Here is a 13164-nt window from a genome sequence, read left to right as displayed (position 1 = left end):
GTGCTACTCGCCGCACGCGGCGGCCGCGTCGGTTTGTGCCTTGCGCTCTGCGCGTCGTTTGACACCGATCAGCAGTCCTCGTGTCACCAGGGCGTTCACGGGTCCGGCAAGCTCGGCAACCAGCACTGCTCCCGGGTGACGCAGCGCGACCCGGGTGCGGATGAGTACCCGGCAGCGATCGTCCCAGTGCGGCAACAGATTCACCGACCAGAGGATGCTCCACGTGCCCTTAGCGCTTCTGATGCCCAGCACGAGAGATCGCTCGGCGTCGACATCGGCGACGGTGGCCACAATCCCGTTCGAAAGACCCAACCATTCAGGTGGCGCGAGGCACACGGTGTCGCCAACGCCGAGGTGTTGCCATTCCGGATGAATCCGATCGGCGTCGTGGTTGTCCAACCGGGCCAGCTTGTGCAGGGCGTGCGACCCGTACAGTCCCGCACGGTCCTGACCGATCTGGACCAGCCACGGCCACACGGCGCGCGGCGTCGCGTCGATAGAAATGCCTTCTGTCGTGACGAGCGCCGGCTGAGTCACCAGCTCGTCACCCGGCAGCCACAGCCGGCACTCGTCCTTGGTCGTGCCCCAATTGCGGTAGAACCGCCGGGCCGCATAGAGCAATGCGGTTGTCACACCGGCACGCATCACCGTCGCTTTCATGGATCAACAATGCGCTGGTCCACGCGCCCACAGAAGTGCCGGTGGTCCCCGCCGGGCGACGCAAATCGCCTCGACGAAGGGCCTCGCTACCCGGGACTTCGGTACCTATCAGCCCCGAGGCTGTGGTGGTCCGATGAGTGGGGAAGCCCGTCAATGAAGGAGCAGTCATGAGCAGACTTCCCAGAAACCGACAGAGCAACGCGTTGACATCGCATCAGTGAGCTAACCGGCGCGGGGCGGCCCCGTGAAACGCTGCGTCAGTGGCGGGGCCGGCGCGGGGGGTCCCGCGACTATCGCTACCAGCGGCGGGGCCGCCCCTTCACGCCCGCTGACGAGACACCCACCTGTTGGAGGTATTGAAATGGCCGATACGCGAAGTCTGGCGAAGAACTCACCCAGGCGGGTTTTCCGTGACCGGCGAGAGGCCGGCCGGGTATTGGCCGACCTGTTGGGCGCATACCGTGGGCGGGACAATGTCCTCGTCCTGGCGCTGCCCCGCGGCGGGGTGCCCGTCGCCTGGGAGGTGGCAGCGACTCTCGGTGCCCCGCTGGACGTGTTCGTCGTCCGCAAGCTCGGGGCCCCGGGGCATGAAGAGTTCGCGTTCGGTGCCCTGGCGAGCGGCGGCCGCGTTGTCGTCAACGACGACATCATGCGCGCCTTACGCATTACTCCGCAGCAGCTTCGCGACGTCGCTGAGCGCGAGGGCCGTGAATTGCATCGGCGCGAGGCTGCCTACCGTGCCGGGAGGTCGCCGCTGAATGTTGCCGGTAAGACAGTGATCCTCGTCGACGACGGGCTTGCCACCGGGTCGAGCATGCTTGCCGCGGTGCAGGCGTTGCGCGAAGCCGACCCCGCCGAAATCGTGATTGCGGTACCCGCGGCGCCCGAGTCGACGTGCCGCGAATTCGCCGCAATCGTCGACGATGTGGTCTGCGCATCGATGCCTACGCCGTTTCTGGCGGTAGGTGAATCATTCTGGGATTTCCGCCAAGTCGATGACGACGAGGTTCGCGACCTGCTCAGCCTTCCAACCGTCGGGCCGGGAACTGCGCCGATCAGTGCTCGCGAAACTCCGGCGCAGATCGTCGCCCACAACTCCGTCGATGCGCCCGGCGGCCTGCCGCCGTACGAGGCGCTGGAGGAAGTCATCGGCGATGCACGCATCGTGATGATCGGTGAGGGTTCACATGGGACCCACGAGTTCTACGAAACACGCGCTGCCATCACGAAATGGCTCATCGAAGAGAAGGGTTTCTGCGCTGTCGCCGCCGAGGCGGACTGGCCGGATGCCTACCGCATCAACCGCTTCGTGCGTGGCCGTGGCGACGACACGACCGCTGAGCAGGCGTTGCGTGGTTTCGAACGTTTCCCAGCCTGGATGTGGCGCAACGTCGTGGTGCGTGACTTTGCGCACTGGCTGCGTGACCACAACCGGCGCCGGCAAGCCGAAGGCGGCTCCTCAGCGGGCTTCTACGGCCTAGACCTTTACAGTCTGCACCGCTCGATGAAGGAAGTGATCACCTACCTCGAGAACATCGACCCGCTGGCAGCCTCACGTGCGCGCGAACGCTACAGCTGCTTCGATCACACGTCGGCCGATGATGGTCAGGCCTATGGGTTCGCCGCTGCCTTCGGTGCCGGCGTCTCCTGCGAACGCGAGGCTGTCGAGCAACTCGCGGAGATGCACCGCAGCGCAGGGGAGTTCATGCGAAGTGATGGCCTTCTCGCCGAGGACGAACTGTTCTACGCACAGCAGAACGCGCAGACCGTTGCCAATGCCGAGGTTTACTACCGTGCCATGTTCAGCGGGCGTGTCACATCATGGAACCTGCGTGATCGACACATGGCCCAGACCCTCGACGCCCTGATGCACCATCTTGATCGCCACGACGATCAGTCAGCACGAATAGTGGTGTGGGCCCACAACTCTCACGTTGGAGATGCGCGAGCCACCGAGGTGGGATCCGACGGTCAGCTCACACTCGGGCAATTGGCGCGAGAACGGTACGGTGACGCGGTGCGCCTGATCGGCCTGACGACCTACAGCGGCACGGTCACCGCCGCCAGCGAGTGGGGGGCCCACGCCGAACGTAAGGTCGTTCGGCCGGCGCTGCCGGGCAGTGTGGAAGAGCTGTTCCACGAGGCCGGCCGGCCGGCCTTCCTGATCTCGCCGATGATCAGTCGCGACGCAGCCGAGCCACTTGACGCGGTGCGACTCGGGCGCGCCATCGGCGTCATCTATCAGCCGGCAACCGAACGGCAAAGCCACTACTACCATGTCCGACCGGGCGAGCAGTATGACGCGATGATCCACATCGACAACACCCGCGCCCTCGAGCCGCTCGAGGTGACCAGCCAGTGGAAATCCGGCGAGATACCGGAGACATATCCGACGGGGCTGTAATGCACACTGGCGCAAGGACCGTCGTCGCCCAGAAGGCTAACGATGGGTGTCTACGTAGCGTGTCAGATCATCGATCGTGCGCAATGAGGCGTGTGCCGATTCCGGGATGTCGACAGCGAAGCGTTTGCTCACCCGGATGAGGAAGTTCAGCCAGTCCATCGAGTCCAGGTCGATCTGGTCGCGCAACGCTACAGAGTCGGCCAGCTCGTCTGGTTCGATCTCAGGCGCGACCATCAGCAGCTCATCGACGATCTGAGAACGGGGCGCGGTATCTCCCATGTCGAGTTCCCTCTCTACAGTTCTTCGGGTTTCTGAAGTAGCCGGTTGATCTCGGCCAGGAATAGTGCGCCGCGATGCCCGTCGCTGGCGCGATGGTCAGCCGCCAGACTGGCCTGCGTCGTCGTGGCGACACGGATGCCGCCATCGACTACAACAACGCGCTGCGCCGCGCGCCCGAACCCGACGAGCGCGACCTGTGGCGGGTAGATGACACCGAACACCGTGTCGACTCCGTTGTCCCCGAGATTGGTCACGGTGATGGTCGGGTCCGACATCTCCGAGCTGCGTAGGGAACCGGCTCTGGCGCGGGCCACCAGATCAGTCAGATCACGCATCAGTTCATCGAGCTTCTTCTCGTTGACATCGTGGATCGCGGGAGCGACCAATCCGCCACCCCGCAGCGATATCGCCACGCCCACATGCACACCCGGTGCCGGCTGATAGCGATCTTCCCGCCAGAACCCGTTGAAATCGGTGAACCGTTGTGCTGCCAGCGCCACCGCCTTGAGCTGTAGCACGGCCATCAACAACCGGTCGGTGATGGGCCGGTGAGTGTTCTGGTCGGTCAGCCAGCCCGCGGCGGTGTCGAGGATGATCTCGTCTGCCAGATAGTAGTGCGGAATCTCTCGCTTCGAGCGCCCCATGGCCGCCGCGATCGCTGCGCGCATGGCCTCGCCACGTTCGACGGCCTTCTTCGCGGCCGACTGCGGTGCGGAAATCTCCTCCGCAGCAGCAGGTTTGGGCTCGTCGTGGTGGTTGGCGGCCGCGAACTGCTCGACATCGGTGATGGTGATCGACCCTTGTGGTCCTGTTCCGGTCACCGCGCCCAAGTCGACGCCGAGCGTGGCGGCCGTGCGCCGCGCCAGGGGAGAGACCCAGAGCCGGTGCCCCGCGGGTGTCACTGCAGGCGTTGTCGCAGCGGGCGCGGCGGTTTGCGGTGTGAGTGCATCGCCAGGTTCCAGCAATGTGGCCAACGGCGCGCCGACGGCCACCGTCTCTCCGACCGGGACGAGCAGTTCACCGATCACGCCGTCGTGCCAGCACTCGATCTCCACTGCGGCCTTGGTGGTTTCGACCACGGCGACGATCTGGCCGCGGCTGATCGAGTCGCCGGGCTTGACCAGCCACTCGTCGAGAGTGCCTTCGTCCATGTCAGCGCCCAGTGCGGGCATCGTGAACTCGATCATCGGTGATCCCCGAACAGACCGTGTACCGCGGCCACGATGTCGTCCACCTGCGGCAGAGCCGCATCCTCCAGGTGCTTGGCGTATGGAATCGGCACTTCCTCGGTGCAGACCCGGGCGACAGGAGCGTCGAGGTCGTAGAACGCGCCTTCGACGATGCGGGCGCAGATCTCACCGGCGAAACTGCCGGTGCGCCACATCTCGTCGACGATGACGGCGCGGTGCGTCTTGCGGACCGAAGCCAGGATCGTTTCGTCATCTATCGGCCGTAGCACTCGCAGATCGATTACCTCACAATCGATTCCGGCGAGCGACAACTGATCGGCGGCATCGAGGGTCTTGGGCAGGCAGCCTCCATAGGTGATCAGCGTGACGTCGGTCCCACTGCGCCGCACGGCTGCCCGGGTGATGTCGGTGGGCTCCAGCGTGTCGACGTCGACCGACGTGTTGTAGAGCTGGACATGTTCGAAGATGACGGTCGGGTCAGGGTCGGCAAGCGCGGTGAGCAGCATTCCGTAGGCATCCGCGACTGTGGCCGGCGCCAGCACCTTGATACCGGGGATGTGCGCGTACCAGCCCTCGAGACTGTGCGAGTGCTGGGCGGCGAGTTGACGCCCAGCGCCCGTGGCCATCCGCACCACCAGCGGAACGGAGAATTGCCCACCGGACATGTGGCGCAGTGCGGCAGCGGTGTTGACGATCTGGTCCAGCGCCAACAGGCTGAAGTTGACGGTCATCACCTCGACGATCGGGCGAAGGCCGCCCAATGCGGCGCCGACCCCGATGCCGACGAAACCCAACTCCGACAACGGGGTGTCCAAGATTCGTTTGGGGCCGAACTCCTCGAGGAGTCCCTTCGAGGCGGCGTAGGTGCCGCCGTAGGCCCCGACATCCTCGCCCAGCAGCAAAACGCGGGAATCCTGCTGCATGGCATGGCGAATCGCGTCATGCACCGCGTTGCGGTAGGTCGTCTTCATCGGAGGGCCTCCGCGCTCATCGGAGACATCAGGTGTCGCGCCAGGTCGTCGACGCTCTCCCAGGTACCCGCCTCGGCATAGGCGACTGCCTCGGCCACCTCGGTCTCGGCCGACGTCTGCATCGCGGCGATGTCCTCGGCGCTGACCGTGCCGTCGGCCAGACACTTCTCGCTGAAACTGTGGATCGGGTCGCGCTTGCGCCACTCCTCGACTTCGGACTTCTCCCGATAGAGTTCGGGGTCGAACATCGAATGCGGGCGGAAGCGATAGGTACGGAATTCGATGAAGAACGGTCCACCTTCGGTACGGATGTGGTCGACCGCCTGCTGCATGACGGCATGGCAGGCGAGCACATCCATCCCGTCGGCCGACGCGCTGGGCACGCGATACGACGCCGCCTTGGCCGCCAGATCTGGTTGCGACAGCTCGTGGTCGATCACCGTGCCCATCGCGTACCGGTTGTTCTCGCAACAGAACAGCACCGGAAGCTGCCACAGTTCGGCCATGTTCATGGACTCGTGAAATGCGCCCTCGGCGATCGCTCCTTCGCCGAAATAGCATGCGGTGATGTTCTTTCGGTCCAGTTGCGCGTCGGCAAACGCCAGCCCGGCTGCCAGCGGCAGGCCCGCGGCGACAATCGCATTGCCGCCGTAGAACCGTCGGCCTGCGTCGAACAGGTGCATGGATCCACCGCGGCCGCCTGAGCAGCCCTCGACCTTTCCGTACATCTCGGCCATGATCCTGGTCATCGGAATGCCGCGCAGCAACGCATGGGCGTGGTCTCGGTAGGTCGTTACCACGGCATCCTCGGCACCCAGTGCGCGCAGCGAACCGGCCGCCACCGCCTCCTCGCCGACGTAGAGATGGAGAAAGCCGCGAATCTTTGCGGCGCTGTACATTTCGGCGCACTTCTCTTCCATCCGGCGAACCCGGATCATGTCGGCCAGCAGACCGCGCGCCAGATCCCTGTCGATCACGCGGACACCTCCACCGTTGACGTGTCGCCTTCCGGTAGCCCCAGCTCACGGGCCTTGAGCAGCCGGCGCATGATCTTCCCCGACCGGGTGTGGGGCAGCGAGTCGACAAAGTCGATCTCTTTCGGCGCGACCGCTGCCCCCAACCTCTTTCGCGCATGACCCAGCAGAGAGCGCCGTAGTTCGTCGTCGCCGGTGTAGCCCGTCTTGAGCGTCACGAACGCTTTGACCACCTCGCCACAGGTCGGTTCCGGCTTGCCGATCACGGCGGCCTCGGCGACGGCCGGATGGTCGGTCAGCGCGTTTTCGACCTCGAAGGGCCCGATGAGGTGCCCGGCCGACTTGATGACGTCATCAGCGCGCCCGACAAACCAGAAGTAGCCGTCGGCATCGCGTTTGACCAGATCACCCGACAGGTAAAGATCGCCCGCAAAGCTCTTGCGGTAGCGCTCATCCTGGTGCAGGTAACCGCGGAACATCGACGGCCAGCCGACCGTCAACGCCAGTTCACCCTCGACATCCGGTTCGTCGACCACGACGACCGCGCCTGTCTCGTCGCGATGCACCACGCAGGCGTCGACGCCGGGCAGCGGCCTGCCCATCGATCCCGGCTTGATGTCGAAGGCCGGGGTATTGGCGATCATGATGCCGCCGGTCTCGGTCTGCCACCAGTTGTCGTGGATGGGCAAGCCCAGCACCCGTTTTCCCCACCACACTGCTTCGGCGTTGAGCGGCTCGCCGACACTGGCGATGAACCGAAGGCGGGGGAAACGGTACTGCGCGGGCAACTCGGGGCCCGCTTTGATGAGCATGCGGATCGCTGTCGGTGCGGTGTACCAGACGGACACCTGCTGGTCCTGCAGGATCCGGTACCACCGGGCAACGTCGAAATCAGCTTCGTCGACGATCGAGGTGACGCCGTGCAGAAGCGGAGCGATGATTCCGTACGACGTTCCTGTCACCCAGCCGGGATCTGCTGTGCACCAATAGACGTCGTCCGGGTGAAGATCCAGTGCGTAGCGGCCGGTGATGTAGTGCATCGCAACTGCGCCGTGGACGTGCTGGGCTCCCTTGGGTGTTCCGGTGGTGCCGCTGGTGAAGTGCAACAGCGACGGGTCGTCGGCGGTGGTGTGCTCGATCGGTGAGTCGTCGTCTGCGGCGTCCATCAACCGGTCGAAGCTCTCGGTCCCCGCCACGTCGTCGCCCACGACCAGAACGTGTTTGACCGAAGTGAGTTCGGCACGGATCTTGGCGATCGCGCGCTTGTAGATCGCTGCCGTCGTCACCAGCACATCGGCGGACCCGATGCTGACGCGGGTGGCGATCGGCTCAGGGCCGAACGCCGAGAACAGCGGTGAGACGATACTTCCGTTGCGCAGGGCGCCGAGGATGCTGATGTAGAGCTCGGGTCGGCGACCCATGATGACGAAGACCCGATCGCCCTTGCCGATGCCCAGTCCACGCAACACGTTGGTGAACTGCCGGGTCAGCCTGCCGAGTGCGCCGTAACTCAGGTCCGAAATCGTGAGTTCTGGGTCGTTGGCAATGAAGCGCAGGGCGGTTCGGTCGGCCTCGGGCCCCGCGGCGTGTCGGTCCACCGCGGCGTAGGCGATGTTGCACCCGGCCGGGCCCATTCCGGTGCAGAGGTCGGGGAGCGCAGACCAACTGAATGACGAACGAGTCCGCTCGTAGTCGGCGAGATTGGGGACGACGCGGAGGTCGTCGGCGGTCTTGCGGATGATGTCCATGGATCCTGCTCAGATTTGGGGTGGCGACAGCTTGCCGTGGCGGCGCGCCCGGCTCAGATTGGCCATCACCCGGTCCAGCACGGTTGCGTAGGCGGCGCCGTTGTTGAGGACGTCGGCGCGATCTTGGTGGCGCAGGTAGGCGTCGAGGCGCCGTTCCAAGGACCAATCCCAGTAGGTTTGCGAGGTGTAGGGGGAGCAGAGGAATTCCCACGCAATGGTGTCGAGTTCGCACTCGGCGATCGCACTTGCCGCACTGACAGTCGTCATCACAATTCCTTACGGCCACCCCGTCTCAACGATGGCGGCCTGGGCTGGGGCAGTGAAGGGACGAAAGTCCCCTAACCCTGTGCCAAAACCGCAGCCGGTCGGGAAACGACGAATCCGGCCGAACCAGGCCGGCTAACTTCCTAGGAAATGTCGAGCGTCTGGATCTCGGCCAGCACCGCCTCGACCGCCACGGACACAGCGGCAGCGACGGGTGCTGTGAGCTGGACACCGTAACCGGCGCCTTCGATCTCGACAGTGAAGACAACCAATCTCTGCGGTAACCGGCCCAGGGCTTGGCCCAGCGCGTAGACCTCCTGCAGTCCAAGCGAATGCGAGCTCAGGACACTCGGTTGTTGTTCTTCGCCAGGGGTCCAGCGTCCGATTCTGCCCGGTACCGCGCCCGGCCCGCTGGCCGCATCCACCGCCACGACCAACGGCAGACCGGTCCAGGCGTCGAGGATCGTTGCCGGATCGCATGTCGCCGAGAGGACCTCGACGCCAGGATGGTGCCGCTCGGCGATGCCGGCGGCGACGGCGAGACCGACTCCATCATCGCCCCGCACGTCGTTGCCGATACCGATGACCAGAGCCCCGCCGATCATCGGCCGTCGATGCTGAGCGTCAGGAAGTGCGCCGAGCACGAGATGCACGGATCATGGTTGCGAATCGACTTCTCGCACAATGACGTCAACGTCGCATCATCGAGTGTGAGATTGGCTGCCACGAGTTCGGCCATCTCGTGCTCGATGGCGCCCTGGTTCTGCGAGGTGGGCGGTACGAGCGTCGCCGCACGGACGGTGCCGTCATCGCCGATCTCATATCGATGGTAGAGCAGGCCTCGGGGAGCTTCACTGACTCCGTGCCCGATGCCGGCACGAGCCGGGACGTCGACAAAAGGCCTCGCGGGGCGCTGGTAATCGGCAATGATGCGCAGCGACTCCTCGATCGCGTAGATCACCTCGACCGCACGAACAAGAATGCTGTGGAATGGGTTTCGGCAGACAGGCCCCAACCCGGCCGCTGCGGCAGCCTCGCGGGCGATCGGGGACAGGGTCGACGAGTTGAGCGAATACCGCGCCAGCGGTCCCGTCAGATACCGATGACCATCCAGGGCGGCGTGCAGGGCGGTGGAGTGCTTCACCTGCGTTTCTACGATGTGATCGCTGAAGTCCGCGACGTCGAACGCCGGTCCATTGCTGCGATTGATGACGCCGTTTTCGATCGGGTATCGGTCTCCGTCCGACAGCGACAGCAACTCATGGTCGAATTCGGCATCGGGAAAGTCGAACTCGGCGATCGATGTCAAGGTGTCCACCGCGTCGTCGAGTGAGCGGCGCAGCATCTCTGCCAGCGGGTCGAGATCGCGCTTGTGCGGCACAGAATGGAAGCCGCCCAGCCGGACGTTGATGGGATGGATGGCACGACCGCCCACCTGCTCCATCAACCGGTTGCCGGTCTTCTTGATCTCCAGACCGCGTTGGATGAGGTCGGGGCGATCCTTCGCCATCGCGATGCCGTCCGGGTAGCCCAGAAGGTCCGGGGCGTGCAGGAGGAAGATATGCAGGGCGTGGCTGTGGATCCACTCGCCGCAGTACAGCAGCCGGCGCAGGGCCACCAATTCGGGGTCGACCGTGACCCCACAGGCGTTTTCGACCGCGTTGCATGCGCTCACCTGATACGCGACCGGGCAGATACCGCAGACGCGTGCGGTGAGATCCGGCAGTTCGGTGTGTGCGCGGCCGCGCAGGAAGGCCTCGAAGAATCGCGGCGGCTCGTAGATGTTGAGTTCGACACTGCTCACCGCACCGTCGGCGAGCGTGACGTGCAGTGCGCCTTCACCCTCGACCCGGGTCAGGGCGCCCACCGACAGTGTGCGAATCTCGGGGTTCATCCGTCGTTCCGTTCGGCGGCGAATCTGGTCACATTGAATGTTGAGAAGACCTGCTCCACAGCAGAGTTCGACATCCCGTCCCGGCGAAGGAGGGGGATCAGAGCCGCGGTGTTGGGGGCTGCTGCGGGACCGAAGCAGCCATAGCAGCCTCGATGGTAGGACGGACACAATGCTCCGCAACCGGCGTGAGTCACGGGGCCCAGGCACGGGATGCCGTCGGCCACGGCGACACAGGTGACGCCGCGTAGTTTGCATTCGGTGCACACTGTTTTGGCCGGGAGCGCGGGCTTGCGACCGACCAGAAGTGCGGCCAGGGTGTCGAGGAGCTGCCCGCGGTCGATCGGGCAACCGTTCAATTGGTAGTCGACCGTCACGTGCGCCGACGCGGGAGTGGACGTCGTGAGCGTGTCGATGTAGTCGGGTCGTGCATAGACGACTGATGTGAATTCATCGCTGTCGGCGAAGTTGCGCAAGGCCTGGATACCGCCGGCGGTCGCGCACGCGCCGATGGCGACGAGAACGTTCGACTGCTCACGAATCAGCTTGATGCGCCGCACGTCGGCCGCGGTGCTGATCGATCCTTCTACGAGCGACACGTCGTATGGTCCGGGGCTGATATCGCTCGACGCCTCCAGGAACGTCGCGATGCGTATCTGCGCAGCGAGGGTGAGCAGTTCGTCCTCACAGTCCAACAGGGTGAGCTGACAGCCGTCGCACGACGCGAACTTCCACACTGCCAGCGTGGGCGTGCTGCTCATCTATAACTCCTCGACTGCCAGCAGCGGCTCGGCGGCGTCATAACCCACCACCGGACCTTGGCGGCACAACAGCAGCGGGCCCAACTGGCAGTGTCCGCACCAACCCACCCCACATTGCATGTTTCGCTCGAGCGAAACCCGGATATCGCTGGCGGCCAATCCCTTTCGGAGCAGCTCGACGGCGCTGTTGCGCATCATCACTTCGGGTCCACAGAGGAATGCGGTGGTGTTGCCGCCGCGCAGTCTCAGTCTGCGTAGGGGTTCGGTGACGAACCCGACTTCGCCGGGCCAGCCCTGTACCGGCACATCGACGGTCAGGTGCACGTCGATGACGCCGCCTTCGGCCCAGCGCCGCAGTTCGTCGTCGAACAGGAAGTCTTCGCGGGAGCGGGCCCCAGCGATCAGGGTGACCGTGCCGTACGCATCGCGATCGGCCAGCGCGCCGAGTACGACCGGTCGCAGCGGTGCGAGTCCGACTCCGCCGGCCACGATGACGAGGTCGCGGCCCGCTGCGGTCCCGAGGCCCCAATCGGTGCCGAACGGGCCGCGCATCCCGATCACCGTTCCCGGCTGTGCGTCGTGCAGCGCGCGGCTCACCGCACCCACCGACCGGATCGTATTGGTGATGGTCGTGTCGGCGCCGGTGGGTACACCGCTGACGGAGATCGCGACCTCGCCGATCCCGAAGGCGTACATCATCATGAATTCGCCTGGCAGGGGAGCGGTCAGCGCCTGGTCCACCGGTTCGAGCTCCAACGTGGCCGAGTCACGGTTCTCCGACACGCGGCGACGGACCCGATAGGGGACCGGGGTCATCGCCGAGGTGGGAGCCTGGCAGCGGTCGGTGTCAGTCATCGCCGTCCGCCGCACGGGCGAGGGTGTGCATTTCCTCGGTGATGTCTATCCCGGTCGGGCACCATGCGATACATCGCCCGCAGCCCACGCATCCACTGCTTCCGAACTGGTCGTGCCAGGTCCCGAGCTTGTGGGTGATCCAGTGTCGATACCGCGACGATGCGGATTGGCGCACGCTGCCTTCGTGGATGAACGTGAAGTCGGTCTCGAAGCACGATGCCCAATTCATCCAGCGTTCGGCATGCTCGCCGGTGAGGTCGGTGACGTCCTCCACGCTGGTGCAGAAACACGTCGGACATGCCATCGTGCAATTGCCACACGTCAGACAACGGCTGGCCACCTCGTCCCAGTGTGGTGACTGTCGTGACTCGATCAGCAGTTCACGGAGGTCGACGGTGGGCATCTGCCTCCCCATATGGTGGGCCGCGGCGTCCACTTCTCCTCTGGCGGAGTCGATTTCATCCTGACTGGCGACTCGGTGGGGAACGGCCGTCAGGAGGTCGGCGCCGGCCTCGCTTCCGACCTCGACGAGGTAGCATCGGCCCGCTTCGTCAGCGCGCTCGGTGAGCGCGAGATCGTAGCCCGGGCCGACGTGCGGCCCGGTGCCCATGGACGCGCAAAAGCACAGGGCGCCCGGTTCGGTGCAGTTGACGGCGACCACGAAGGTGCCCCCGAGCCGGCCCGCGAAACCGGAATCGGGGTAGGGGGGCTTCCCCAACACTCCGTTGAGTGTCGCGATGGCCGCGAGATCGCAGGCCCGCACTCCGAGGAAGGCATACCGCGGCTGCGCTTCGTGCTGTGCCCCGTCGGAGGACCACACCTGTTGGCGCGGTGGGTGAAGGAACTGCTTCCACGACTGCGGACCTGCAGAGTGGCCGAACACCGCGTCGTCGTCGCGACGGCGCAGCCGATAATGCCCGGGACCCACGTCGACGCCCCACCCGCTGGGCAACTCGTCGGCCGTCGTGATCTCGGCCAGCACAATGGCGTTGTCCGACGCGGTCGGACCTACCACTCGGTACCCGCGGTCGATCAGTGTGGATACGAGTTGCGCCAGCCCTGCGGCGTCGATCACCGCTCTTTCCATGGAGTTATCGTGCGCTCTTTCGCGGCCGGAAGCAGGGGATATGGGTCCCTGAGGCGGGAGTCCAAAGTCCCTGTCGTCTG

General features: G+C 65.1%; 13 protein-coding genes. 1 reads left to right on the top strand and 12 read right to left on the bottom strand.

The genetic code is table 11. The annotated features are described in order from the left end of the window. Window positions 1-3: 3 nt before the first annotated feature. Complete coding sequence (locus EV580_RS02580; RefSeq protein ID WP_133689581.1) at window positions 4-660, bottom strand: SRPBCC family protein; 657 nt, start codon at window positions 658-660, stop codon at window positions 4-6. Between the two features lie 361 nt (window positions 661-1021). Between EV580_RS02580 and EV580_RS02575 the strand changes: the two genes are divergently transcribed. Further along, window positions 1022-3064: an erythromycin esterase family protein gene (locus tag EV580_RS02575; RefSeq protein WP_133689580.1), complete on the top strand. Its 2043-nt coding sequence runs from the start codon at window positions 1022-1024 to the stop codon at window positions 3062-3064. Between the two features lie 36 nt (window positions 3065-3100). On the opposite strand, the gene EV580_RS02570 is transcribed toward EV580_RS02575, so the two are convergent. The 11 genes from EV580_RS02570 to EV580_RS02520 all read right to left on the bottom strand — a co-directional run bounded on the left by EV580_RS02570 (window position 3101) and on the right by EV580_RS02520 (window position 13084). Next, complete coding sequence (locus tag EV580_RS02570; protein WP_133689579.1) at window positions 3101-3343, bottom strand: acyl carrier protein; 243 nt, start codon at window positions 3341-3343, stop codon at window positions 3101-3103. 14 nt (window positions 3344-3357) lie between these two features. Next, a complete protein-coding gene (locus EV580_RS02565; RefSeq protein WP_133689578.1) occupies window positions 3358-4530 on the bottom strand; it encodes a dihydrolipoamide acetyltransferase family protein in 1173 nt (390 codons plus the stop codon). Continuing rightward, window positions 4527-5504 (bottom strand): alpha-ketoacid dehydrogenase subunit beta, encoded by a 978-nt coding sequence (locus EV580_RS02560; protein ID WP_133689577.1) that lies wholly within the window; start codon window positions 5502-5504, stop codon window positions 4527-4529. Before EV580_RS02560 ends, EV580_RS02565 begins: the two co-directional genes overlap by 4 nt. Next, window positions 5501-6481 (bottom strand): pyruvate dehydrogenase (acetyl-transferring) E1 component subunit alpha, encoded by a 981-nt coding sequence (gene pdhA / locus EV580_RS02555; protein ID WP_133689576.1) that lies wholly within the window; start codon window positions 6479-6481, stop codon window positions 5501-5503. Before pdhA ends, EV580_RS02560 begins: the two co-directional genes overlap by 4 nt. Continuing rightward, on the bottom strand, window positions 6478-8226 hold the full coding sequence (gene acsA, locus EV580_RS02550; RefSeq protein WP_133689575.1) for an acetate--CoA ligase: 1749 nt from the start codon (window positions 8224-8226) through the stop codon (window positions 6478-6480). The genes pdhA and acsA overlap by 4 nt, the downstream gene beginning before the upstream one ends. A gap of 9 nt (window positions 8227-8235) precedes the next feature. After that, entirely contained in the window at window positions 8236-8493 is a 258-nt protein-coding gene (locus EV580_RS02545; RefSeq protein WP_133689574.1) for a hypothetical protein, read from the bottom strand. A 140-nt stretch (window positions 8494-8633) separates the two neighbouring features. Then, window positions 8634-9095, bottom strand: coding sequence for a hydrogenase maturation protease (locus EV580_RS02540; protein ID WP_133689573.1), 462 nt, complete (start codon window positions 9093-9095; stop codon window positions 8634-8636). Beyond that, window positions 9092-10384 carry a Ni/Fe hydrogenase subunit alpha gene (locus EV580_RS02535; protein ID WP_133689572.1) on the bottom strand — a complete coding sequence of 431 codons (1293 nt, stop codon included), beginning with the start codon at window positions 10382-10384 and terminating at the stop codon, window positions 9092-9094. The genes EV580_RS02540 and EV580_RS02535 overlap by 4 nt, the downstream gene beginning before the upstream one ends. Next, entirely contained in the window at window positions 10381-11142 is a 762-nt protein-coding gene (locus EV580_RS02530) for an NADH-quinone oxidoreductase subunit B family protein (protein ID WP_133689571.1), read from the bottom strand. The genes EV580_RS02535 and EV580_RS02530 overlap by 4 nt, the downstream gene beginning before the upstream one ends. Next, entirely contained in the window at window positions 11143-11997 is an 855-nt protein-coding gene (locus tag EV580_RS02525; RefSeq protein WP_133689570.1) for an FAD/NAD(P)-binding protein, read from the bottom strand. Further along, window positions 11990-13084, bottom strand: a complete 1095-nt coding sequence (locus tag EV580_RS02520; RefSeq protein ID WP_166654566.1) for a 4Fe-4S dicluster domain-containing protein — start codon at window positions 13082-13084, stop codon at window positions 11990-11992. Before EV580_RS02520 ends, EV580_RS02525 begins: the two co-directional genes overlap by 8 nt. Window positions 13085-13164: the final 80 nt, after the last annotated feature.

Source organism: Mycobacterium sp. BK086 (genome assembly GCA_004362315.1).
Classification (GTDB): Bacteria; Actinomycetota; Actinomycetes; order Mycobacteriales; family Mycobacteriaceae; genus Mycobacterium.
This window is presented reverse-complemented; position numbering and strand designations above follow the sequence as displayed.